The sequence below is a fragment of the Sphingobium sp. HWE2-09 genome, assembly GCF_035989265.1.
GTDB lineage: Bacteria > Pseudomonadota > Alphaproteobacteria > Sphingomonadales > Sphingomonadaceae > Sphingobium.
Genome location: NZ_JAYKZX010000003.1, coordinates 1,084,575 through 1,106,449, shown reverse-complemented (window position 1 = coordinate 1,106,449; position 21,875 = coordinate 1,084,575). Strand labels below are relative to the sequence as shown.

Genomic DNA, 21,875 nt, shown 5'->3' with positions numbered 1-21,875 from the left:
GTAGAAGTAGAAATCGTCCCCATCTCTCAGGAATGATGGCAAATGTCGGTTAATTATCCCCTATGCGCGCATGCGAAAATGGCTGCCGGTTGACACTTCGGCCTCCTGCCGCGACACAGCCGCCATGACGGTCGCCGCAAACGCCCCCATCCTCTTCTTCAATTCCGGCGTCGGGGGTTTGTCCATCCTCGCCCCGGCCCGCGCGGCGCTGCCGACAGCGCCCATCGTCTATGCCGCCGACAGCGCAGGCTTTCCCTACGGCACCAAGAGCGAGGCGGAGATCGCCGCGCGTGTCCCCGCATTGCTGGGCCGCCTGGTCGAACGCTACCGCCCGCGCCTGGCCGTCATCGCCTGCAACACAGCCTCCACCATCGCGCTCCAGCATGTCCGCGCCGCGCTCGACATTCCGGTGGTCGGCACGGTCCCTGCGATCAAGCCTGCCGCCCTGCTGTCGAAAAGCCGCGTCTTCGGCGTGTTGGGCACCGACGCCACCGTTCGCCAACCTTATGTCGATCGCCTGGCCGCCGAACATGGCGCGGATTGCCTTGTCCTGCGCCATGGATCGTCGGCGCTGGTGCAACTGGCCGAAGCGAAACTGCGCGGAGAAACCCTCGACCCGCAAGTCGCGCGCGATGCGCTGGGCGGCCTGCTCGCACAACCGGGCGGCGACCGGATGGACATGGTCGTCCTCGCCTGCACCCATTTCCCCTTGGTGGAGCAGGAACTCGCCGCCGCTGCCCCCCATCCGATGGGCTTCGTCCATGGCGGAGAAGGCATCGCCCGCCGCATCCAGTTTCTCACCCAGGGCCAGCCTTGGCCCGACACGGTATCGCCCGGCGTGGCGGTGTTTACGCGGCTGGATGATCAGGTTGAAGCGCTGCGTCCCGCCTTGGCCGCGTACGGCCTAGAACGGATCGACGCGCTGTGACGGGGTAGGCTATTTGTCCAATGCCTAATTTGCTCGCGCATGATATTAGGCACCTATGTCGATATGTTGCGAGCGGTTATCGCTGGTAATGGCGGGACTGCGCGGCTAAACGCGGCACGCGGAAGAGGATGGCGCAGCGGACAAGAATAGGGCGCGCGAGGAAATGGGAAGCAGCGTAGTGAACTACAAACACATTTTTTCTCAAGCGATCGACCGGCTGCACGAAGAAGGCCGCTATCGCGTCTTCATCGATATCCTGCGCAATCGCGGTTCCTATCCCAACGCCCGTTGCTTCCACGGCCATAACGGTCCCAAGCCGATCACCGTCTGGTGCTCCAACGACTATCTCGCCATGGGCCAGCATCCCAAGGTCGTGGCTGCAATGGAAGAGGCGCTGCACGATGTCGGCGCAGGCTCCGGCGGCACCCGCAATATCGGCGGCAACACCCATTATCATATCGATCTGGAAGGCGAACTGGCCGACCTGCATGGCAAGGAAGCGGCGCTGCTCTTCACTTCGGGCTATGTCTCGAACGAAGCGACGCTCTCCACGCTGGCCAAGCTGCTGCCCGGCTGCATCGTCTTTTCCGACGAACTGAACCATGCCTCCATGATCGCGGGCATCCGCAATTCGGGCTGCGAAAAGCGCGTGTTCCGTCATAATGACGTCGAGCATCTGCGGGAGCTTCTGGCGGCCGAAGACCCCGAAGCGCCCAAGCTGATCGCCTTCGAAAGCGTCTATTCGATGGATGGCGACGTCGCCCCGATCGCCGCGATCTGCGATTTGGCCGACGAGTATAATGCGCTGACCTATCTGGACGAAGTGCACGCCGTCGGCATGTATGGCCCGCGCGGCGGCGGCATTTCGGAACGGGATCAAGTCTCAGATCGCGTGACGATCATCGAAGGCACATTGGGCAAGGCGTTCGGCGTCATGGGCGGCTATATCGCCGCCGACCAGATGATCGTGGACGTCATCCGCAGCTACGCCCCCGGCTTCATCTTCACCACCTCGCTCTCGCCGGTACTGGTCGCAGGCGTGCTCGCCAGCGTGCGGCACCTCAAAGGCTCCAGCGAGGAACGTGAAGGCCAGCAGGCGTCGGCTGCATTGCTCAAGCGGCTGATGGCCGAAGCAGGCCTGCCGGTCATGCCGTCGGTCACCCATATCGTGCCGCTGATGGTCGGCGACCCGGTCAAGGCCAAGCGGATCAGCGACATCCTGCTCGCCGAATATGGCGCCTATGTGCAGCCCATCAACTATCCCACCGTCCCACGCGGCACCGAACGCCTGCGCTTCACCCCCGGCCCGGCCCACAGCGAAGAGATGATGCGGACCCTGGTGACCGCGCTGGTCGAAATCTGGGATCGGCTGGACCTGGAAAAGGCGGAACGGCAGGCGGCGTAAGATGCGCTGGAGCGGGTTGAGATCGCTTGTATTGGAGCGCTTCGCACCCGAACTGCGCGGACGGCTGGACATTCAAAGCACGCGCTATGGAAATTGCACATGCGGCCATGCCTGGCTGACCTTCGACGGTGAGGTCATTGCCAATTTTTGCACCCGTGCAAACTATATAGCAGATGGCTACGAAAGCGGCTCACCCAACCGCAATTCCATGTATCAATCTCAATTTTCCGACTTCGGCGAACTCAGCCGACAAGACGCTTATCGCGCCTGCTGGGATTTCATTCACCAACTGTCGATCGAACAAGCAATTCAGGATGATGATCCTCTGATTCAGTCGTTGGCGATGGCTGATAGCCGGATCGGTAAGCGACGGCTGGAACAAGTCGATACCAGTAAACTGCATCGGCTGGTTGCCCATATCCGGGACATTCGTCGCAAGGCTAGACGTCTTGATGCTCACCGCGCCGCTTGAAGCGGCGCTTAAGCCTACGTCTTCCAAGCCGCGTCAAACCCGGATCAAACAGCCACGCACTGCATACCCCCTATAAAGCGTTTGGCTGTGGGGAAATCCCCCCATATCCTGCGCCAGCCGCTCAATTGCTGTACTAAGTTCCCGACGCGGCGACACATGGAACCGCCCCAGCCATCCGAACAATACGCGCTTCCACAAAGCAGGCAACCGCTCCTGCTGTCCAAAGTCCACGATCTCCAGCTTGCCGCCAGGCGCCACGCAGCGCGCCGCCTGCGCCAGCGCCATTTCCCATTCCGGGATCATCGACAGCGCGTAACTGATGAATACCCGCTCGAACTGCGCACGCCCGAACAGCGCCGCCGCGTCGAAGCCGCAAGCATCGCCCTGCGCCAACGTCACCCGATCGCCCAGCCCCGCTTTCGCCACCGACGCCCGCGCCGTATCCAGCATCGCCGCGCTGATATCGACCCCATAGAGCCGCGCCTGGGGCCAGGCCTTCCCCACCGCGATCAGGTTGCGCCCGGTCCCGCACCCGATCTCCAGCACCACGCCGCCCGCAGGCGGATCGAGATCGGCGATCAGCCCGTCACGCCCCAGCAGATAATATTTGCGCGTCAGGTCGTAGATATGCCGCTGATAGCGATAGACCCCGTCCATCAACTGGCTATGGCCGCTCACAGCGCATCCTTCAGCACATAGAGATGCACGCCGCCATAAATGGCCGACCGATCCCGCGCGGTATAATCCAGCGACGCCTCCGCCCGATAATCCCACCGGTCCAGCACCGCATCGACCACCCGGCCCGGCAATAGGCTCGGCTCGCCCGCCGTCCGGAACAACACCCGCGCGCCCGGCTTGGCCGTTCGCGTGATCTGCGCCCACAGCGCGTTCAACTGCGCATCGTCCATCCAATCCTGCGCATCCAGCAGGATGTAGCGATCGCAGGACAGGTTGGGCTGATGGGCGAGAAACTCGGTGAAATTGATATGCCGCACCTCCACCCGCCCGGCGCGCGCCCGCACCGCGCCATGGTTCTGCGCCTGCAGATAGGGCGGCAACGGCCCCTCCCCACCCGCATACCCCCGCCCGAACGCCTGCACCGCGAAATAATTGTCTTTGAGGTCGAAATCGCAGGCCAGCTTCTTCAATCGCGCCTTGAGCACATTATCCATCCGCTCGTCCCCGGCCAGCGCCTCGAACTGGGCGGGCGGGATGCCCAGGCCGAACAGCGACGCGGGCTGGCTCGTCAGCCAGCGCACGAAGCCCCGGTCGAAGATCGGCGCCAGCTCCCGCTCGAATATCTCGACCTGTTCCGCGCGCGATTGCGCATCCAGCATCCGCCGGGGATTGATGCCATGCACCCGCGCCAGCAGATGCGCCGCGCCGATGAAGCGACCCAGCAGGCCATGCTTGTAGATGCCACGCGCAAAGCCGCCGATCCGCCGCCGCCCGGTCAGGTCGCGCCCTTCCCAATAACGCCGCGTCGCCTCGTCCAGATGCGGCGCGACGATGTCCCGATAGGCCGCGATGTTCGCCTTGTCGTCCGCCCGCGCGAAAAAGCGGTGGAACGCACCATGGTCCGGCAATGTCTGCGCCGCCGCCAGCTTCAACCGGTTGAGCGCGATATGCGCGGTATTGAGGTCCACTGCGGTGATCTTCGCCGGGTCGGCCGTCAGATAGGACAGCACGTTGCAGCCCCCAGACGCGATCGTCACCACATGGCAGTCGGGCGTGATCGCCAGCGCCTCCATGTCTACCGCCGGATCTTCCCAAATCTGCGCATAGACCAGGCCACGAAACGCAAAGGTGAAGGCGCGTTCCAGCAGTCCCTGCTTCGACAGATGGCGGTGGCGATGCACCGCATTGGTGATTTTCCTGTGGGCGGTCACTGCCATCGAAGCACTCCTCGCTGCCGGGTCGTTGGCTGGCCGATACGGCAGGCGCAAGTCCTGCGCATGACGCGCGGGTTACGCGACAATGACAGGGGTTGCGGAACCCTCCTGCCCCTTCCCATCTTGTGCAGGACATGGCCCATTGGATCGAACCGCACCCCACCGGCATCTATGTCCGCCCCGCCGATGCCTGGATCGATCCATCGCTGCCGCAGGAACGCGCACTGGTGACGCACGGCCATGCCGATCATGCGCGCGGCGGCCACGGCCATGTCTGGGCGACGCGCGAAACGCTGGCGATCATGGCGCTCCGCTATGGCACCGCCAGCGGCACCGCGGTCGACTATGGCGATGAAGTGCGCATGGGCGGCGTCACCATCCGCTGCGTCCCCGCCGGCCATGTGCTGGGGTCGGCGCAGATCATCCTCGACCATGCGGGTGAGCGCGTCGTCGTCACCGGCGATTACAAGCGTCGGCCGGACCCCACCTGCCTGCCGTTTCAGCCGGTTCCCTGCGACATCTTCGTCACCGAAGCGACCTTCGGCCTGCCCGTCTTTCGCCACCCCGACACCGGCAGCGAAATGGATCGCCTGCTCGCCGCGCTTCACGCCAACCCCGATCGCTGCGTGCTGGTCGGCGCCTATGCGCTGGGCAAGGCGCAGCGGGTCATCTGCGAATTGCGCGGGCGCGGCCATCATGACCCCATCTATATTCACGGCGCGATGGAGCGCATGTGCGCCCTCTACGAACAATTCGGCGTCGACATGGGCGAATTGCGCTCCGCCACGGGCGTCCCTGCCAAGGATATGCGCGGCCATATCGTCATATCCCCGCCCTCTGCGCTCAACGACCGCTGGAGCCGCCGCCTGCCCGATCCGATCACCGCCATGGCCTCCGGCTGGATGCGCGTGCGCCAACGGGCGCGGCAAAAGAATGTCGAACTCCCCCTCGTCATATCCGACCATGCCGACTGGGACGAACTGACCGATACCATCCGCGAAGTCGCCCCCAATGAAACCTGGATCACCCACGGCCGCGAGGAAGCCCTGCTCCACTGGTGCATGACCCACCAGATCCGCGCCCGCGCGCTGGCGCTGGTCGGCCGCGAAGATGAGGATGAAGGGTAATGGCTGACAACATCTCCCGTGCTCCCGCGCAGGCGGGAGCCCAGTCCCGCGGTTGGATGAACAGGCGAGATTGGAACTGGGCTACCGCCTGCGCGGGAGCACGTGGGATAAGCATGGCATGAGGCAATTTTCCCAACTCCTCGACGGCCTCGTCTACACCCGCTCGCGCAACGCGAAGCTGAACCTGATCGCGGCCTATATGCGCGAAGCCCCCGATCCCGACCGGGGCTGGGCGCTCGCCGCGCTCACCGGCAATCTCGACCTCAAGGCCGTCAAATCCTCCGCCATCGGTGAAATGATCCGTGGCCGCACCGATCCTATCCTCTACGAAATGAGCCGAGATTATGTCGGCGACCTCGCCGAAACCGTCGCCCTGCTCTGGCCCAAGCGGGACGACCAGCCCGCCGAACTGGATGACGGTTCGCTCAGCCTGTCGACGGTGATCGATCGTCTACTTGGGCTGAGCCGCGCGGCAGCCCCTGATGCGCTTGCCCAGATGATGGACCATCTCGATTCGTCTGGCCGCTTCGCCCTGCTCAAACTCGCGACCGGCGGGCTTCGGGTGGGCATTTCCGCCCGCCTCGCCAAGACAGGCTTCGCCCTCGCCTTCGGCCTCGACGTCGATGATGTCGAACAGGTCTGGCACGCCCTTGCCCCACCCTACGCCGCCCTGTTCGACTGGGCGGAGGGCCGCACTGCCCGCCCCGACCCGGAAGGCACCCCCTATTTCCGCCCCTTCATGCTGGCCCACCCGCTGGAGGCCGACAGCGTGGACCTGAAAGACTATGCCGCCGAATGGAAATGGGACGGCATCCGCATCCAGATCGTGGGGACGGGTAGCGAAACCCGCCTCTACAGCCGCGCGGGCGACGATATCAGCGCCAGCTTCCCGGAAATCGCGCAGGCCTTTACCGGCCATGCCGTGCTGGACGGCGAACTGCTGGTGAAGGGAGAGGTGCAGGGCGCGGCCGAACATGGCGGCGCGGCGGCCAGCTTCAACGCCCTGCAACAACGCCTGGGTCGCAAGGCAGTCAGCGCGAAAATGATGGACGATTACCCTGCCTTCGTCCGCCTCTATGACCTGCTGATCGAAGGCGACACCGACCTGCGCGCCCTGCCCTGGACCGACCGCCGCGCACGGCTGGAAGCCTATATGGCGCAACTATCGTCCAACCGCTTCGACCTGTCCGCCGTGATCGACGCCCCGGATTTCGATGCGCTTGCCGACATCCGCGCCGGCGCGCGCGACGCCGCGATCGAAGGCGTCATGCTCAAACGCCGCGACAGCCCCTATGTCGCAGGACGCAAGGCCGCGCTCTGGTATAAATGGAAACGCGATCCCCTGACCGCCGACTGCGTCATGATGTACGCGCAGCGCGGCCACGGCAAACGCTCGTCCTTCTATTCGGACTATACGTTCGGCTGCTGGACGCCAGAAGGCGAACTGCTCCCCGTAGGCAAGGCCTATAGCGGCTTCACCGACGAGGAATTGAAGATGCTCGACCGCTTCGTGCGCAGCAACACGGTCAACCGCTTCGGCCCGGTGCGCGAGGTGGAGAAGACATTGGTCCTCGAAGTCGCCTTCGACTCCATCCACGACAGCAAGCGCCATAAGTCCGGCCTAGCCATGCGCTTCCCCCGCATCGCCCGCATCCGCAAGGACAAGCCCGCCGCGGAAGCGGACACGGTGGAGAGCTTGAAGAAGCTGGTGAGTTAAAGAACCAGCGGCACCCCAACACTGTCCGAAGCATCCGGACTACATCAATCCTTCGATACGCCGTTTCGACTTTGCTCAACGGCTACTTAGGACGAACGAGATAGGTGAGTGTTCTGCCCAAAACAAACGGGCCGGTGGCAAGGGGGAAAGCCATCGACCCGTCGGTCATCACATCAATATGACAGGGTTCAGGGCATCAGAACCGTATCGACGACGTGAATGACGCCATTGGACTGCATCACATTGGCTATGGTGATCTTCGACTGACCACCCTTGGCGTCGGTCAGATACCAGTCCTTGCCCTTCTTCCACGCGGTCAGCGTTTCGCCCTGCACGGTGGTGAGCGAAGCCTTGCCGCCATGCTGGGCTGCGTTGGCGGCGATGTCGGCGGCGGTCATCTTGCCCGCGACGACATGATAGGTCAGGATCTTGGTCAGCATCGCCTTGTTTTCAGGCTTCACCAGCGTATCGACCGTACCGGCGGGCAGCTTGGCGAAGGCGGCGTTGGTGGGCGCGAAGACCGTGAACGGACCCGGTCCCTTCAGCGTATCGACCAGCCCGGCGGCCTTGACGGCGGCGACCAGCGTCGTGTGATCCTTGGAATTGACGGCATTGTCGATAATGTCCTTGGTCGGATACATCGCCGCGCCGCCGACCATCGGGTTCTTGGCCATCTGCGCACTGGCGATCCCGCCGCCAGCCGCCATCACAGCGCCAGCGATCATCAGGGATAGGTTGGAAATTTTCATGACAGACATCCTTCTATCTTTTGCACCCCACAAAGGCGGGATGTGCAGCAGCTACGCGCCACGCAGCAGAACGGATGCAGCCATGACCTAAAGGACATTCGAAAAGAGCACGAAGACCGAAGAATTAATGCACCTCGTCATGCTGAACCCGGTTCAGCATCCATCGCGCCTAGAAAAACGGCCGCGGGTTATAAGAAATAAGTCCGGCGTTACGCGTAAAATTATAAAGCCATCGCCATAACGACAATCAAATCTGCGTAATCTGCCCCGCCGCCACCGGCGCGCGGCTCGGCGCAGCATGCGGCATGCCCGCCTGCGGCTCCATCGTCACCGCCAGCGTCGCGCCCTCCACCAGCAGCCGCCGCTGCGCATCGCTCAACCGCAGCGCCGCCGTCCCGGACGCAGGGATCTCCCCCAGCGACACCGGCGCGCCGCCAGCCGGGATGACCCACAATTCGGGCGACAGGCCATCCGCCTTCATGCCAGACACCCGCAACGTCAATTGCGCCGATCCGCTGTCGTGTCGCATGCTCAGCTGCGGTCCGCCCGCCGCTCCGGCAATCTGGACGAAGGCGACCGGCGTCGCCCCAGCCACACCCGTCTCCGGCATCTGCCCGGCAGGCTGCATCAGCAACAGCGTTGCCAGCCCCGCCGCCAAAGCCCCAGAAACGATTGCCCCCATCCGCCACCGCGACACTCGCGCCCGCAACATGGCGACATCGCCCGGGGGCGCGTCCTCCGCCCCGATCCGCGCCGCCACCGCCGCCCAAACCGAATCACGTGGCGCAACGTCAGCCCACTGCCCATGCAACGGCGCCAACCGCGCCTCCCACGCCGCCACTTCCGCCGCAAACGCGCCATCGCTCAACTGCAGCCGCAAGGCCGCCGCATGCTCGTCCCCCTCCAGCAGCCCCAGTGCCAGTTCGGCGGCCAGCGCGCTGCGTTCCTCTTCGGGGGTCAGGACGTCATCCATCGCCGATGCAATCCTTCAACCGCAACAGCCCCCGCCGCACCCAGCTTTTCATCGTCCCCAACGGCACCTTCGCGCGCACCGCCAGTTCGCCATAGCTCAATCCGTCATAGAAAGCCGCGCGAATGGCCGCACCCGTGCGCAGGTCCAATGTCTTGAGGCAGTCGAAGATGCGCGCGCGCTCCTGCGCCGCCACGATATGATCGTCCGCCGCCATGGCGTCATCGGCCACCTCCGCCGCCGCGCTCTGCGGCAGCATATCCGTGCGTCCATTGGCCCGCCGCCAATCGATCGCGCTGTTGCGCGCGATCGTCGCCAGCCAGGTAATCGGGCTGGCGCGCGCGGCATCATACTGCCCCGCCCGTCGCCACACCTTCACATAGACGTCCTGCAAGATATCCTCCGCATATTGCCTGTCACCGCAGATACGCAGGCAAATGCCAAACAGCTTCGCGGACGTCATCGCATAGACATCTTGCAAGGCGCTGCGATCCTGCCGGGCCACGCCATTCAGCGCGTCGGTCAACCGCGCGCGGGCGTCGTCCGCCTGATCCCCCTCTTTGTCCACATCATCAACCTAGCCGCGCCCCGCGCCAGCGCAAGCACCCATTATCGCGTACTGACTTTGCCCACACTGACTTTGCCCACACTGACTTTGCGCTGTCACGCATAGCCCCTATATGGACGCTTTCGCGCGGGTCGCGCGGTCAGTGAATGGAGATGAAATTGAGCAAGGTTCTGGTCATCGGCGCAGGCGGCGTCGGGTCTGTCGCGGTCCACAAGATGGCGATGAACAGCGACATTTTCAGCCATATCACGCTCGCCAGCCGCCGCATCGTCAGCTGCGAAAAGGTCGCCGAATTGGTTCTGGCCCGCACCGGCGTGACCATCGACGTGGCGCAGGTCGATGCCGACAATGTCGAAGAGACGATCGCCCTCATCGAAAAGGTTCAGCCCAAGCTGGTCGTGAACCTAGCGCTGCCCTATCAGGATCTGGCGATCATGGACGCCTGTCTCGCGACCAAGACCGACTATCTCGACACCGCCAATTACGAACCGCGCGACACCGCCAAGTTCGAATATAGCTGGCAATGGGCCTATCAGGACCGCTTCAAGGAAGCGGGCATCATGGCGCTGCTGGGCTCCGGCTTCGACCCCGGCGTCACCAGCGTCTTCGCCGGTTACATCAAGAAGCATCTGCTCGACCGGATCGACACGCTCGACATTCTGGACTGCAATGGCGGCGACCACGGCCAGCATTTCGCCACCAACTTCAATCCGGAAATCAACATCCGCGAAGTGACCGCCCCGTCGCGTCACTGGGCCAATGGCGAATGGGTCGAAGGCCCGGCGCTCAGCCACAAACAGGCGTTCGACTTCGACCAGGTTGGCGAAAAAAATATGTACCTCATGTATCATGAGGAACTGGAAAGCCTCGCTACCCACTATCCCGAAATCCAGCGCATCCGCTTCTGGATGACCTTCGGCGACGCCTATCTCAAGCATCTGGAGGTTCTCCAGAATGTCGGCATGACCCGGATCGATCCGGTCATCTACAACGGCCAGGAAATCATCCCGCTTCAGTTCCTCAAGGCCGTGCTGCCCGAACCGTCCAGCCTGGGTTCCACGACCAAGGGCAAGACCAACATCGGCGACATCGCCACTGGTCAGAAGGACGGCGTCGAAAAGACCGTCTATGTCTATCAAATCTGCGACCATGAAGAAGCCTATGCCGAAACCGGCAACCAAGCGGTCAGCTACACCACCGGCGTCCCCGCCATGATCGGCGCGGCGCTGATGCTGACGGGCGCATGGAAAGGGGAAGGCGTGTTCAACATCGAACAGTTCGATCCCGATCCCTTCATGGACATGCTGAACAAGCACGGCCTGCCCTGGCAGGTCAAGGAACTGGACGCCCCGCTGGCGTTTTGATCCGGCTTCACCAACCAAACACACCTCACCCCGGCCTTGAGCCGGGGTCCCGCTTCTTCTCCCACCGTTGCAACGCAGCGGGACCCCGGGTCAGGCCCGGGGTGACGGTGGTGCATCAGGAGTGGAACAACTCATGGAAACCAAAGCCGGCGATCCCGCCGCCTTCGCCCGCTTCGATCTCTATCGCGTCCCCTCGCCCGCCTTCGTGGTGGACGAAGCTGCGGTGCGCCGGAACCTCACCGTCCTGCGCGACATAGGCGATCGCGCAGGCATCAAGGTGCTGGGCGCGCTCAAGGCTTTCTCTATGTGGTCGCTTGGCCCCGTGCTGGGCGAATATCTCGACGGCGTCTGCGCGTCAGGCATCTATGAAGCGCGCCTCGGCCGCGAAGAATATCAGGGCGAAGTCGCCACCTATTGCGCCGCCTACAAGCCGCAAGACCTGGCAGAAATTCTCAGAATCTCCGATCATGTCATCTTCAACAGCCCTGGCCAGATCGCGCGCCTCAAGCCCGTCATCGATGCCGCCCGCGCCGAAGGCCGCACCTTCGACATCGGCCTGCGCCTCAACCCTCTCAATCCGGAGGGGGAAGTGCCCAAATACGACCCGTCCCAACCGCATAGCCGCCTTGGTTTCCCGATCGACCAGCTACGCGCCGACCATCTCGATGGGGTCGACGGCCTCCACATCCACAACCTGTGCGAACAGGATTTCCTGCCGCTGGCCCGCACCTGGTCCGCGATCGAACCCTATGTCATGCCCCATGTCGGCGGCCTCAAATGGCTGAACTTCGGCGGCGGCCACCATGTCACCCGCGCCGACTATCAGATCGATGACCTCATCGCCTTCCTGCAACAGGTAAAGGCGCAGACCGGCCTCACCCTCTACATCGAACCGGGCGAAGCCATGGCGCTCGACGCGGGCATCCTCATCGGCGAAATCCTCGATGTCATCGACAATGGCATGCCCGTCGCCATCACCGACATCTCCGCCACCTGCCACATGCCCGACGTGATCGAAGCGCCCTATCGGCCCGCCATGCTGCATGAGCCGTCGGAAGGACCAGTGACCCGCCTTGGCGGCCCCTCCTGCCTGGCGGGCGACATTATCGGCGACTATCGAATCCCCGGCGGCGCGGAACCCGGTGCGCGCATCGCCTTCCTCGACCAGGCCCATTATTCAATGGTGAAGACCAACACCTTCAACGGCGTGCCCCTGCCAGCCATCTGGCTTTGGAACTCGGAAAATGATCAACTGACTGAAATTAAGTCATTTTCCTATGAGGACTTTAAAGCTCGTCTTTCCTGACGCACGTTTCGTAGCAGGGCGCGCAACAAAATTTTCACACGCGCTTTACAGCAGGGACCCCTCCGCATATATCGACCGTCCGCTGCCCCATGGGACTTCCACCGCAAGGCAGCTTTTTCGCCCTGAACTACACTGGAGGTCCCTTGAATTGCACAAGCATCCTAGCGCGCTGGGGGTAGCGACCACCCTCACACCGGCAGCACCGGTAACGCTGATTCGCCCCGAAGCCGCTGCTCGGGCTGCCCGCTTCTTTGTCGAGAAGTTTCCGGGTCGCTCGCTCTATGCGGTCAAGGCGAACCCGTCTCCTGATCTGATCCGCACGCTTTTCGCATCGGGCATCACGCATTTCGATGTGGCCTCGATCGCCGAAGTGCGTCTGGTCGCGGAGACGCTGGCGGGCAAGGATGATGTAAAGCTCTGCTTCATGCACCCGGTCAAGGCCGAGGAAGCGATCGCAGACGCCTATCACCGCTATGGCGTGCGCACCTTCTCGCTCGACACGATCGAGGAGTTGGAGAAGATCATGCGCGCCACCAACGATGCGACCGATCTGGAACTGTGCGTGCGTCTGCGCGTGTCGTCCGAACATTCGGAACTCTCCCTCGCGTCGAAGTTCGGCGCCGAACTGGGCGAGACCCGCGAATTGCTGATGGCGACCCGTCAGGCTGCCGACGCGCTGGGCATCTGCTTCCATGTCGGCAGCCAGGCCATGTCGCCACAGGCCTATAGCGACGCCATCGAACGCGTCCGCGCCGCGATCGTGGACGCAGCCGTCACGGTGGACATCATCGATGTCGGCGGCGGCTTCCCGTCCATCTATCCGGGCATGGAACCGGTCGCGCTCGAAAATTATTTCGAAGCGATCCATCGCGGCTTCGAAAGCCTGCCGGTCAGCTATTCGTCGGAACTGTGGTGCGAACCCGGCCGCGCGCTGTCGGCGGAATATAGCTCTATCATCGTGCGGGTGGAGCGCCGTCGCGGCACCGAACTCTACATCACCGACGGCGCTTATGGCGCGTTGTTCGATGCGGCGCATATCGGCTGGCGTTTCCCCGTCGCCCTGCTGCGTGAGGAAGAGAGCGACGAGGCGCTGGAGGCCTTTTCCTTCTACGGCCCGACCTGCGACGATATGGACCATATGGTCGGCCCGTTCATGCTGCCTGCGGACGTGACCGTGGGGGACTATATCGAAATCGGGATGCTCGGCGCCTATGGCGCGGCGATGCGGACCGGCTTCAACGGCTTCACGTCGGAAACCACGATCGAGGTGGAGGACGAGCCGATGGCCAGCCTCTATACCGAAGTCGTGCCGGTCCGCCGTCGCGCAAACGTCATTAAGCTGGGCTAAGCAGACGATCAGCTTTCCCAGTTGGAGAGGATAGCCATCCCTCGCCGCCTTCCCCCTGGCGGCGAGGGATTTTTTCATCTGCGAAAGATGCCGACCAGTTCCACATGCGTCGTCCAGCGGAACTGGCCCACCGGCTTCACGCTCTCCAAGACATAGCCCGCCGCCGTCAGATGCGCCGCATCCCGCGCGAAACTGGCGGGATTGCAGGACACATAGGCGATCACCGGCACGATCGACGTCGCCAACTGCAGCACCTGTTCCCGCGCGCCAGCCCGCGGCGGATCGAGGATGACGGCGGCAAAACGGTTCAGCTCTTCCGGCGTCAAAGGCCGCCGGAACAGGTCGCGATGGTCCGCCGCCAATCGCCGCTGCGCCCGCGCCCCCGCCTGCTTGAGCGACAGTACCGCATCGCGCGCGCCTTCCCCAGCATAGACAGGCCGCGTGTCACCCAGCGCCAGCGCAAAGGTGCCAAGACCCGCGAACAGATCGGCGATCGCCCCCGTCTCCGGCAAGGCATCGCGCACCGCGCCCACCAGCGCCGCTTCGCCATCGGACGTCGCCTGCAGGAAAGCGAAGGGCGGAAAGCCGACGGGCACGCCGCCGAAACTGACCGTCACCGGCTCCGGCTCCCAGCGCGTCTGTTGCCCATTGCCCTCATCGATGTTCACGCGCGCCAGCTTATGTACGCGCCCGAAATCGCCCAGCGCCTCGTCCGCCGCCAGCCCCTCGACCCGCACGCCTTCCAGCAACAGGTCGATGCCTTGGTCGGTGAGCGACATCTTCACATGCGCCGCGCGCTTGTCCGGCAGAATCGTCGCCAGCAGCCACCGCAGCGGCGCGATCAGCGCGAACAGACGCGGGTCCAGCACCGCGCACATCTGCAGGTCGATCAACTTATGGCTGCCCTCTTCGGCAAAACCGATCGTGACCTGCCTGCCGGCGCGCGCCGCGCGCAACGCCGCCCGCCGTCGCGTATAGGGGGGCGAGATATGCGGCGGCAGCACGCGCGTCGGCGCAACCCCTTGCCCCGCCAGCGCGCCGGTGACGCGCCCGGTCACGAAATCAGCATAGCTTTCCTCGTCCAGTTGCTGGATCTGGCACCCGCCACAGGCCGGGAAATGGACGCAAGGCGGCTCCACATGATGCGGCCCCGCTATCACGAATCCACCGGAGCCTATTCGATCGCCCGGCGCGGTTAGCGGGAAATGGCGGCCATCGGCCGTGACGCCGTCGCCCTTGGCGGCGATGCGGATGATGGTGTCTAGATCGTTGTCGCTCACAATCGCGCGGCGATAGCCGCTGGCAGCGCCGCAAGCAAATCATCCGCGACAAAGGCCGCGCCCGCCCGCCGCGCCGCCTCCCCATGCAGCCACACCGCCTCGCACGCCGCCCGAAACGGATCGCCGGTCACCGCCAGCCGTCCGGCCGCCAGTCCGGCCAGCACATCGCCCGTCCCGGCGGTGGACAACCAGGATGACGCGCCCATCGCCACCGCCGCCCGCCCATCCGGCGCAGCGATCACGCTATCCGCGCCCTTGTAGATCACCACCGCGCCGGACATCTGCGCCGCTGTCAGCGCCCGGTCGATCTTGCTGCCGGGCAGGTCGCCGAACAGCCGTCGAAACTCCTGCTCATGCGGCGTCACTATCGCACCCTGAGCAATGGCGCGCGTCCCGTCTACACCCAGCAGCGTCAACGCGTCGGCATCCAGCACCAACGCCTGCCCCGCCGCCAGCACCCGGTCGAGCCGCGCCCGCGCCACCGCATCGCGCCCCAGCCCCGGTCCAATCAGCAAGGCGCTGATCCGCCGATCGGACAGCGCCTCGCCATCCCAACCCTGCCGAACGATCGCATGCGGCAGCGCGGTCTGATGATCGTCCGTCACCAACCGCACCATGCCCGCGCCGGAATGCGCCGCCGCAGCCGCGGCCAGCATAGCCGCACCAGGCATATCTCCACCGACCACCGCGACCAGCCCGCGCCTATATTTATGCACATCGGCCCCAGGCACCGACAGCACCGGCGCGCTCAATCGATGCACCACGCTCGGCACCGCGATGCCGATATCCGCCAGCACCAGTCGCCCGATATGCCCCGCGGCAGGCTGCAACAGATGCGCAGGCTTATACGCGCCCAGCGCAACACAAATCCCAAAATGCGGTACGGCCGACAGCAGCGCGCCGCTATCGCTATCCACCCCGCTCGGCAGATCAACGGCATGACTGATCGCGGCGGCTTCGACCAAAGCACATAGCCGCGCCGCCACCGCACCATCCAGCCCGCGCGTCAATCCGGTGCCGAACAGCGCATCCACCACCTGAGTCCCAGGGGCAGCCTGCATCACATCCTCGACCGGACCACCCCACGCCGCCCGCGCGCGCTGGCTCGCCACCGTCCGGCTCTCGCCCAGCGCCGCAACCCGCACCGCCACGCCACGATCGCGCAACTGCCGGGCGATCACGAACCCGTCGCCGCCATTATTGCCCGGGCCGCACAGGATCAGCGCGTCGCGCTTATGCCCAGCCCGCCAGATGATCTCCGCCGCCGCCGCGCCCGCGATTTCCATCAGGCCATAGTCATCGACACCTCTATCGAACGCCGCCTGCTCCGCCGCGCGCATCTGCGCCGCCGTCAGGATCGGCGCGCCGGTCATGGCCGGGCGCTGGCCATCCGCGCAGGCAGGCGATAATGGTCATCCCCCGCGACCACCTCTATGCGCTTGTCGTCCAATATCGTCAGCTTCGCCGCTTCTGCGCCATCAGCCGCCTCCAGCCCACGCCCGTCGGTCAGCACGCGAAACCGGCGAAAACCGCCATCGGGATGCCGAATTGTCAACCTGTCGCCAGACCGATCCACTACGCAATCGCGCGCCCAGTCGCCCGATCCTGCCAGCGCGCAATCCGCCTTGCCATCATCGACCGGCGCGCCATCCACCGAGGCAGCGGCAGATTGATTGCCCGCGGCCTGCGGCCCGCTGCCGCAGCCTGCCAGCATCGCCACCGCCAGCATCCCAAATCCAAAGCGCATCATGCCAATCTGCTCCTGCATTCCAGCACCACCGGCCCCAATATCGATGCAAAGCGCGCCTGTCCGGCCGGGTCGCCGACCAGATCCTGCCGCATCTCCACCCCCAGATAGGGAATGCCATTGGCTTCGGCATGGCGGTTCATCGTCGCGTTCAGCAGCGTGCCCGCATAGGGCAACTGGTCGCCGACCGTTAGGCCCGCCGTCTCCAGCAGCGGAATGGCGATCCGCGCAGCACGATCGTCCTGATTATACAGCACGCCGATATCCCACGGCCGCTGCTGCCCCGGATCGCTCGCCAATCGCGGCGTAAAACTATGGACCGACAGAATGAAGGGCGATGTCATACCCTCCAGCAGCGTCGCCACCCGCGCATGATAGGGATGATGAAAGCGCATCATCCGCGCGTTCAAATCCGCATCGCGGTTGCCGGGAATGGCATGGCCGTCGCTCATCACCGGCAGCAGGCCCGGCGCATCCTCTTCGCGGTTGAGGTCGATCACCAGCCGCGACACGCCGCCCAGTATCGCCGTGCCACCCAGTTGTTCCGCAAGCAGACGGCTCACCGCCGCCACGCCGATATCGATCGCGACATGCTCGCGCAGCAAAGCCGGATCGATGCCCAGATCGATGTCGGTCGGCACATGGGCGGAGGCATGATCGCCCACGATCAGCAGGTCCAATCCGCCGCCATCAATCTGGTTATAGGCTTCGTTCATGCGCTCCTGATCCGCGTTTCCATCACCCACCAACCGGGCTGCGCCTGCCGCACCGCCTGTGCCGCCACGGCCAACGCCGCATCGCTGCGAAACAAGGCAAAACAGGTCGCGCCCGATCCGGACATGCGCGCCAGCACCAGCCCGTCCTGCGCCGCCAGCATCGCCAGCACATCCCCGATCACCGGTGCCACCGCCAGAGCAGGCGCTTCCAGATCATTGCGCCCCATGTCGCGCACAGCGCCAAGGCTATCCGCACTGAGCGGTCCGCGATCTACCCGGTCCCATCCCGCAAAAACCTGCGCGGTGGACACCCCAACGCCGGGATTGACCAGCAGCATCGGACATCCCGCCAGCCCGGCGACATCCTGCCGCGCCAGCCCTTCGCCGCGCCCGGTGACCATTTGCGTCACGCTTTCGACGCAGGCCGGCACGTCCGACCCCAGGTCCAACGCCAGCCCCGCCAGTTCCTGCCGGTCGATCCGCACGTCCCACAACCGCACGAGCAGGCGCAACGTCGCCGCGGCATCGGCCGAGCCCCCGCCGATACCCGACGCCACCGGCAACCGCTTGGTCAGACGGATTGCCGCCCCGCGCTGCTGTCCCAAATAAGCCTGCAACGCCCGCGCCGCCCGCATCACCAGATTATCCGCGCCCGCATGCAACCCCGCGCCGAACGGCCCGTCGATCAGCAGGTCGATCGCACCGTCGTCCGTCGCCCGACCCTCCAGCCCATCGCCATCTTCGGCAAACGCGAACAGGCTTTCCAGCGCATGATAGCCATCCGCCCGCCGCGCCCGCACATGCAGGGCCAGGTTGATCTTGGCATAGGCGATCTCGGTGACCAAAGGCCCGACACTACCATCGGCCACGTCGGGCATGACATCAGGGCGCGGCATATTCGGGCTTCATCCCTTCCTTGCGCTTGGCCGCCAGCCGCGCCGCGACATCGCCCTCGGCAAAGACCGACGCGGCGGCCCAGGCATAGCGCGCCTCGTACCGCCGCCCGGCCACCCAATAGGCGTCACCCAGATGCTCGTTGATCGTGCTGTCGGTCGGCGCGCCCGCCGCCGCGCGCTCCAGCACCGGTACGGCCGCATCGACATTGCCGGTCACGAACTGCGCCCATCCCAGCGAATCGGTGATCGACGCATCCTGCGGCTTCAACGCGCTGGCCCTCTTGAGCAGTTCCAAGGCTGCCTCGACATTCTGCCGTCGCTCGATCTGCGCATAGCCCAGATAGTTGAGGATCACCGGCTCGTTGGGGGCAATCCGCGCCGCGCGCTCCAGCACCGCGCGCGCCTCGTCCCAACGCTTGCCCTGCTCCAGCGCGCTGCCTTCGAACAGCAATAGCGTCCAGGGCAACTGGTCCCCGTCATAACCGGCCTGCGCCGCCTTGAAAGCCGCCGCCGCGCCATCAAAATCCTGCTTTTGCGCCAGCAGGCGGCCCAGCCGCACATGTCGCTCCGCATCCGCCCCCGGCTCCACCGCCTGCGCGCGCGCCAGCGTCAGTGCATCGTCCATGTCGCCCGACGCTGCCAGCGCATCGATCAGTTCGGCTTGCGCCAGCCCGCCATACCAGCCGTCGACCGGCACCTTCGCCGCCTCGATTGCGCCGCTTGCCGCATGGTCCTGCGCCGTCAGCAGCCGCGCCGCGACGATATGGGTTTCCGGCCCGTCCGGGTCGGCAAAGGTCGCGATCCGCGCCAGCCGCAGCCCCAGCGCCGATCCGCTACCATCCGCCGAAACATCCACCGCCAGCCGCGCCAGCAACCGGGCGAACCCCTGCGCCGGGGTCGCCGCCGCGCCGTTCGCCTTCGACCCCTTGCCCTTTTCGATGTCCGCGCGGGCGTGCGCAAAGGTCGCGCTGCCCACCGGCAACAACGTCAGCGCTTCGGCCTTCGCGCCCCTGGTCGCCATCTGCCCGGCAAAGGCCAGCCGCAACGCCGCCGCGTCCCCGCTCCGCATCGCGATCGCGCGCCGCATGGCGGGCACGGCCGTCGCCAGATCGCGCCGCGCCAACGCCTGAAAAGCGCTATGTTCATCGGCATAGCGCAGCCCCAGCGCCGCAAACCGATCCTTGCCATCGATCACCGGCGGCGCATATTGCCCCTCGCCCAACGATATCCAACTCCGCACGATGGGGGTAAGGAACGCGAAATTGCCTTCCTCCAGCATCCGGTCGGTCAGCGTCCGCGCCTGCGCCCATTTCTTCGCGGACAACGCTTCGCCGATCAGCAGCAATGTCCCGTCGCGCGGCAATGCGCCCTCCGCGTCCAGCAGGGCGGCGGACTGCCGCGCCAACGCCCGGTCCCCGCTTTCCATCGCCTGGATATAGGATCGCTGCGCAATCTCGATCCGCGCCGGGTCTTGCCGCAACGCTTCGCGATAGCTGGCGACCGCCACCACCGCTGCGCCATCTCCATCCGCCATTCGCGCGCGGGCATAGGCGTGCAGCGCGCCATTTCCAGTCATGGCAGGATCGACCGACGCCCCCGCCAAGGAGGGCGCCGTCAATATCAGCGTCAGGATCAGGCGCTTACATGTTCGGATAATTCGGTCCTCCGCCGCCTTCGGGTACGACCCAGTTGATATTCTGGGTCGGATCCTTGATGTCGCACGTCTTGCAGTGAACGCAATTCTGCGCATTGATCTGGAAGCGGGGATTGCCCTCTTCCTCACCCACCACTTCATAGACGCCTGCGGGACAGTAACGCTGCGCCGGCTCATCATAAAGGGGCAGATTGTAGCTGATCGGGATCGCGGGATCCTTCAACTGCAAATGGACCGGCTGGTCTTCCTCATGATTGGTGTTCGACAGGAACACCGAAGAGAGCCGGTCGAAGCTAACCACGCCATCGGGCTTGGGATAGGCGATCTTCGCGCAGCTATCCTTGCGCCAGATCTTCTCATGATCCGGCTTATGCTTCATCGTGAAGGGCAGGCCGATCTTGAGCGTGCGCATCCACATGTCGATGCCCGCCAGCAACGTGCCGATCGTGCCGCCGAATTTGCTCAGCAACGGCTCGGCATTCTTCACCAGCTTTAATTCGTCCGCGATCCAGCTCGACCGCAAACGCAGTTCATAATCGTCCAGCACGTCGCGCGCGCGCTCATTCTGGATCGCCTCGAACGCCGCTTCGGCCGCCAGCATGCCCGACTTCATCGCCGTATGCGTGCCCTTGATCCGCGGCACGTTCACAAAGCCCGCCGAACAGCCGATCAGCGCGCCACCGGGGAACACCAGCTTGGGGATCGACTGCCAGCCACCCTCATTGATCGCCCGCGCGCCATAAGACACGCGACGGCCCCCTTCCAGAAACTTGCGGATCTCCGGGTGCTGCTTCCAGCGCTGGAATTCCTCGAACGGATAGAGATGCGGATTGCGATAGCCCAGCCCGACAACGAAGCCCAACGCCACCTGCCCATTGGCCTGGTGATAAAGGAACCCGCCGCCATAGGCATCGGTCAGCGGCCAACCCTGCGAATGGATCACCAGCCCTGGCTGATGCAGCGCGGGATCGATGTCCCACAATTCCTTCATGCCCAGCCCATAGACCTGCGGCTCGCACTCGGCGTCCAGCGCGAACTGACGCTTCAAGACCTTGGTCAGGTGGCCGCGCGCGCCTTCGGCAAAGAAGGTATATTTCGCATGCAACTCCAGCCCCGGCTGATAATCGCCCTTATGCTCGCCCTCGCGATCGACACCCATGTCGCCGGTCGCCACGCCCTTCACGCTGCCATCCTCATTATAGAGGATTTCCGCCGCCGCGAAGCCGGGGAAAATCTCGACGCCCAGCCCTTCGGCCTGCTCCGCCAGCCAGCGGCACAGATTGCCCAGCGATCCGGTATAGGTGCCCTTATTATGCATCCAGCCCGGCGTCATGATGTGCGGCATCGCCATCTTGCCGGTCTTGGTCAGGAACCAGTGCTGGTTGTCGGTCACCAGCACATCGGCCAGGCTGCAACCCATGTCGCGCCACTGCGGCAGCAACTCGTCCAGCGCCTTGGGATCGATCACCGCGCCCGACAGGATATGGGCGCCGATTTCCGACCCCTTCTCCAGCACGCAGACCGCCAGTTCCTGACCCGCATCATTCGCCAGTTGCTTCAACCGGATAGCCGACGACAGTCCGGCCGGTCCGCCACCGACGATGACGATGTCATAGGGCATCGATTCCCGTTCGCTCATTCATCCCTCCATCTGGGCGACTGGCGGGCTGCACCCCATTCTCCAATCGCCGCATAACTCCAACAGTTTACCAGTCTAGGCGATGAAGCACCTTGAC

General features: G+C 64.5%; 20 protein-coding genes. 8 read left to right on the top strand and 12 right to left on the bottom strand.

The features are described from left to right. Positions 1-124 precede the first annotated feature (124 nt). The 3 genes from murI (at position 125) to U5A89_RS10800 (ending at position 2,805) form a co-directional block, all read left to right on the top strand. Positions 125-928, top strand: coding sequence for a glutamate racemase (gene murI, locus U5A89_RS10810; RefSeq protein WP_338161141.1), 804 nt, complete (start codon positions 125-127; stop codon positions 926-928). 178 nt (positions 929-1,106) lie between these two features. Next, the gene (gene hemA, locus U5A89_RS10805) at positions 1,107-2,333 is read left to right on the top strand and encodes a 5-aminolevulinate synthase (protein WP_338161140.1); all 1,227 of its coding nucleotides are present in this window, start codon (positions 1,107-1,109) and stop codon (positions 2,331-2,333) included. Between the two features lies 1 nt (position 2,334). Further along, positions 2,335-2,805: an SF0329 family protein gene (locus tag U5A89_RS10800; RefSeq protein ID WP_338161139.1), complete on the top strand. Its 471-nt coding sequence runs from the start codon at positions 2,335-2,337 to the stop codon at positions 2,803-2,805. A 33-nt stretch (positions 2,806-2,838) separates the two neighbouring features. Here the strand turns inward: U5A89_RS10800 and U5A89_RS10795 are convergent, their stop codons facing one another. Both U5A89_RS10795 and U5A89_RS10790 read right to left on the bottom strand, forming a co-directional pair. Next, on the bottom strand, positions 2,839-3,483 hold the full coding sequence (locus tag U5A89_RS10795) for a class I SAM-dependent methyltransferase (RefSeq protein ID WP_338161138.1): 645 nt from the start codon (positions 3,481-3,483) through the stop codon (positions 2,839-2,841). Continuing rightward, on the bottom strand, positions 3,480-4,700 hold the full coding sequence (locus U5A89_RS10790) for a BtaA family protein (protein WP_338161137.1): 1,221 nt from the start codon (positions 4,698-4,700) through the stop codon (positions 3,480-3,482). Before U5A89_RS10790 ends, U5A89_RS10795 begins: the two co-directional genes overlap by 4 nt. A 131-nt stretch (positions 4,701-4,831) precedes the next feature. Between U5A89_RS10790 and U5A89_RS10785 the strand changes: the two genes are divergently transcribed. After that, the gene (locus U5A89_RS10785) at positions 4,832-5,824 is read left to right on the top strand and encodes a ligase-associated DNA damage response exonuclease (RefSeq protein ID WP_338161136.1); all 993 of its coding nucleotides are present in this window, start codon (positions 4,832-4,834) and stop codon (positions 5,822-5,824) included. Positions 5,825-5,942: 118 nt separating this feature from the next. Next, a complete protein-coding gene (locus tag U5A89_RS10780; RefSeq protein ID WP_338161135.1) occupies positions 5,943-7,541 on the top strand; it encodes a cisplatin damage response ATP-dependent DNA ligase in 1,599 nt (532 codons plus the stop codon). Between the two features lie 188 nt (positions 7,542-7,729). Here U5A89_RS10780 and U5A89_RS10775 read toward each other — a convergent pair whose 3' ends face one another. The 3 genes from U5A89_RS10775 to U5A89_RS10765 form a co-directional block, all read right to left on the bottom strand. Beyond that, complete coding sequence (locus U5A89_RS10775; RefSeq protein ID WP_338161134.1) at positions 7,730-8,290, bottom strand: fasciclin domain-containing protein; 561 nt, start codon at positions 8,288-8,290, stop codon at positions 7,730-7,732. 247 nt (positions 8,291-8,537) lie between these two features. Next, a complete protein-coding gene (locus U5A89_RS10770; protein ID WP_338161133.1) occupies positions 8,538-9,263 on the bottom strand; it encodes an anti-sigma factor in 726 nt (241 codons plus the stop codon). Continuing rightward, positions 9,256-9,828, bottom strand: coding sequence for a sigma-70 family RNA polymerase sigma factor (locus U5A89_RS10765; protein WP_338161132.1), 573 nt, complete (start codon positions 9,826-9,828; stop codon positions 9,256-9,258). The genes U5A89_RS10770 and U5A89_RS10765 overlap by 8 nt, the downstream gene beginning before the upstream one ends. Before the next feature lie 158 nt (positions 9,829-9,986). Between U5A89_RS10765 and U5A89_RS10760 the strand changes: the two genes are divergently transcribed. The 3 genes from U5A89_RS10760 (at position 9,987) to U5A89_RS10750 (ending at position 13,846) form a co-directional block, all read left to right on the top strand. Beyond that, positions 9,987-11,192: a saccharopine dehydrogenase family protein gene (locus U5A89_RS10760; RefSeq protein WP_338161131.1), complete on the top strand. Its 1,206-nt coding sequence runs from the start codon at positions 9,987-9,989 to the stop codon at positions 11,190-11,192. Between the two features lie 133 nt (positions 11,193-11,325). Continuing rightward, positions 11,326-12,498, top strand: coding sequence for a carboxynorspermidine decarboxylase (locus U5A89_RS10755; protein ID WP_338161130.1), 1,173 nt, complete (start codon positions 11,326-11,328; stop codon positions 12,496-12,498). A 148-nt stretch (positions 12,499-12,646) separates the two neighbouring features. Beyond that, entirely contained in the window at positions 12,647-13,846 is a 1,200-nt protein-coding gene (locus U5A89_RS10750; protein WP_338161129.1) for a type III PLP-dependent enzyme, read from the top strand. 74 nt (positions 13,847-13,920) lie between these two features. Here the strand turns inward: U5A89_RS10750 and U5A89_RS10745 are convergent, their stop codons facing one another. The 7 genes from U5A89_RS10745 to U5A89_RS10715 form a co-directional block, all read right to left on the bottom strand. Next, entirely contained in the window at positions 13,921-15,126 is a 1,206-nt protein-coding gene (locus U5A89_RS10745; protein ID WP_338161128.1) for a class I SAM-dependent RNA methyltransferase, read from the bottom strand. Next, positions 15,123-16,499 (bottom strand): NAD(P)H-hydrate dehydratase, encoded by a 1,377-nt coding sequence (locus U5A89_RS10740; RefSeq protein ID WP_338161127.1) that lies wholly within the window; start codon positions 16,497-16,499, stop codon positions 15,123-15,125. The genes U5A89_RS10745 and U5A89_RS10740 overlap by 4 nt, the downstream gene beginning before the upstream one ends. Further along, positions 16,496-16,876 carry a hypothetical protein gene (locus U5A89_RS10735; protein ID WP_338161126.1) on the bottom strand — a complete coding sequence of 127 codons (381 nt, stop codon included), beginning with the start codon at positions 16,874-16,876 and terminating at the stop codon, positions 16,496-16,498. The genes U5A89_RS10740 and U5A89_RS10735 overlap by 4 nt, the downstream gene beginning before the upstream one ends. Continuing rightward, the gene (locus tag U5A89_RS10730) at positions 16,873-17,589 is read right to left on the bottom strand and encodes an N-formylglutamate amidohydrolase (RefSeq protein ID WP_338161125.1); all 717 of its coding nucleotides are present in this window, start codon (positions 17,587-17,589) and stop codon (positions 16,873-16,875) included. Before U5A89_RS10730 ends, U5A89_RS10735 begins: the two co-directional genes overlap by 4 nt. Further along, positions 17,586-18,485, bottom strand: coding sequence for a 4-(cytidine 5'-diphospho)-2-C-methyl-D-erythritol kinase (locus U5A89_RS10725; protein WP_338161124.1), 900 nt, complete (start codon positions 18,483-18,485; stop codon positions 17,586-17,588). Before U5A89_RS10725 ends, U5A89_RS10730 begins: the two co-directional genes overlap by 4 nt. Continuing rightward, positions 18,472-20,061 (bottom strand): tetratricopeptide repeat protein, encoded by a 1,590-nt coding sequence (locus tag U5A89_RS10720; protein ID WP_338163012.1) that lies wholly within the window; start codon positions 20,059-20,061, stop codon positions 18,472-18,474. The genes U5A89_RS10725 and U5A89_RS10720 overlap by 14 nt, the downstream gene beginning before the upstream one ends. A 64-nt stretch (positions 20,062-20,125) precedes the next feature. Beyond that, a complete protein-coding gene (locus U5A89_RS10715) occupies positions 20,126-21,778 on the bottom strand; it encodes an electron transfer flavoprotein-ubiquinone oxidoreductase (RefSeq protein ID WP_338161123.1) in 1,653 nt (550 codons plus the stop codon). Positions 21,779-21,875 lie beyond the last annotated feature (97 nt).

Bases quoted from the DNA above. Each gene is read 5' to 3' on its own strand.
- murI (WP_338161141.1), top strand. From the start codon at position 125: ATGACGGTCGCCGCAAACGCCCCCATCCTCTTCTTCAATTCCGGCGTC.
- U5A89_RS10800 (WP_338161139.1), top strand. From the start codon at position 2,335: ATGCGCTGGAGCGGGTTGAGATCGCTTGTATTGGAGCGCTTCGCACCC.
- U5A89_RS10790 (WP_338161137.1), bottom strand. From the start codon at position 4,700: ATGGCAGTGACCGCCCACAGGAAAATCACCAATGCGGTGCATCGCCAC.
- U5A89_RS10785 (WP_338161136.1), top strand. From the start codon at position 4,832: ATGGCCCATTGGATCGAACCGCACCCCACCGGCATCTATGTCCGCCCC.
- U5A89_RS10780 (WP_338161135.1), top strand. From the start codon at position 5,943: ATGAGGCAATTTTCCCAACTCCTCGACGGCCTCGTCTACACCCGCTCG.
- U5A89_RS10775 (WP_338161134.1), bottom strand. From the start codon at position 8,290: ATGAAAATTTCCAACCTATCCCTGATGATCGCTGGCGCTGTGATGGCG.
- U5A89_RS10770 (WP_338161133.1), bottom strand. From the start codon at position 9,263: ATGGATGACGTCCTGACCCCCGAAGAGGAACGCAGCGCGCTGGCCGCC.
- U5A89_RS10755 (WP_338161130.1), top strand. From the start codon at position 11,326: ATGGAAACCAAAGCCGGCGATCCCGCCGCCTTCGCCCGCTTCGATCTC.
- U5A89_RS10740 (WP_338161127.1), bottom strand. From the start codon at position 16,499: ATGACCGGCGCGCCGATCCTGACGGCGGCGCAGATGCGCGCGGCGGAG.
- U5A89_RS10735 (WP_338161126.1), bottom strand. From the start codon at position 16,876: ATGATGCGCTTTGGATTTGGGATGCTGGCGGTGGCGATGCTGGCAGGC.
- U5A89_RS10730 (WP_338161125.1), bottom strand. From the start codon at position 17,589: ATGAACGAAGCCTATAACCAGATTGATGGCGGCGGATTGGACCTGCTG.
- U5A89_RS10725 (WP_338161124.1), bottom strand. From the start codon at position 18,485: ATGCCGCGCCCTGATGTCATGCCCGACGTGGCCGATGGTAGTGTCGGG.
- U5A89_RS10720 (WP_338163012.1), bottom strand. From the start codon at position 20,061: ATGACTGGAAATGGCGCGCTGCACGCCTATGCCCGCGCGCGAATGGCG.
- U5A89_RS10715 (WP_338161123.1), bottom strand. From the start codon at position 21,778: ATGAGCGAACGGGAATCGATGCCCTATGACATCGTCATCGTCGGTGGC.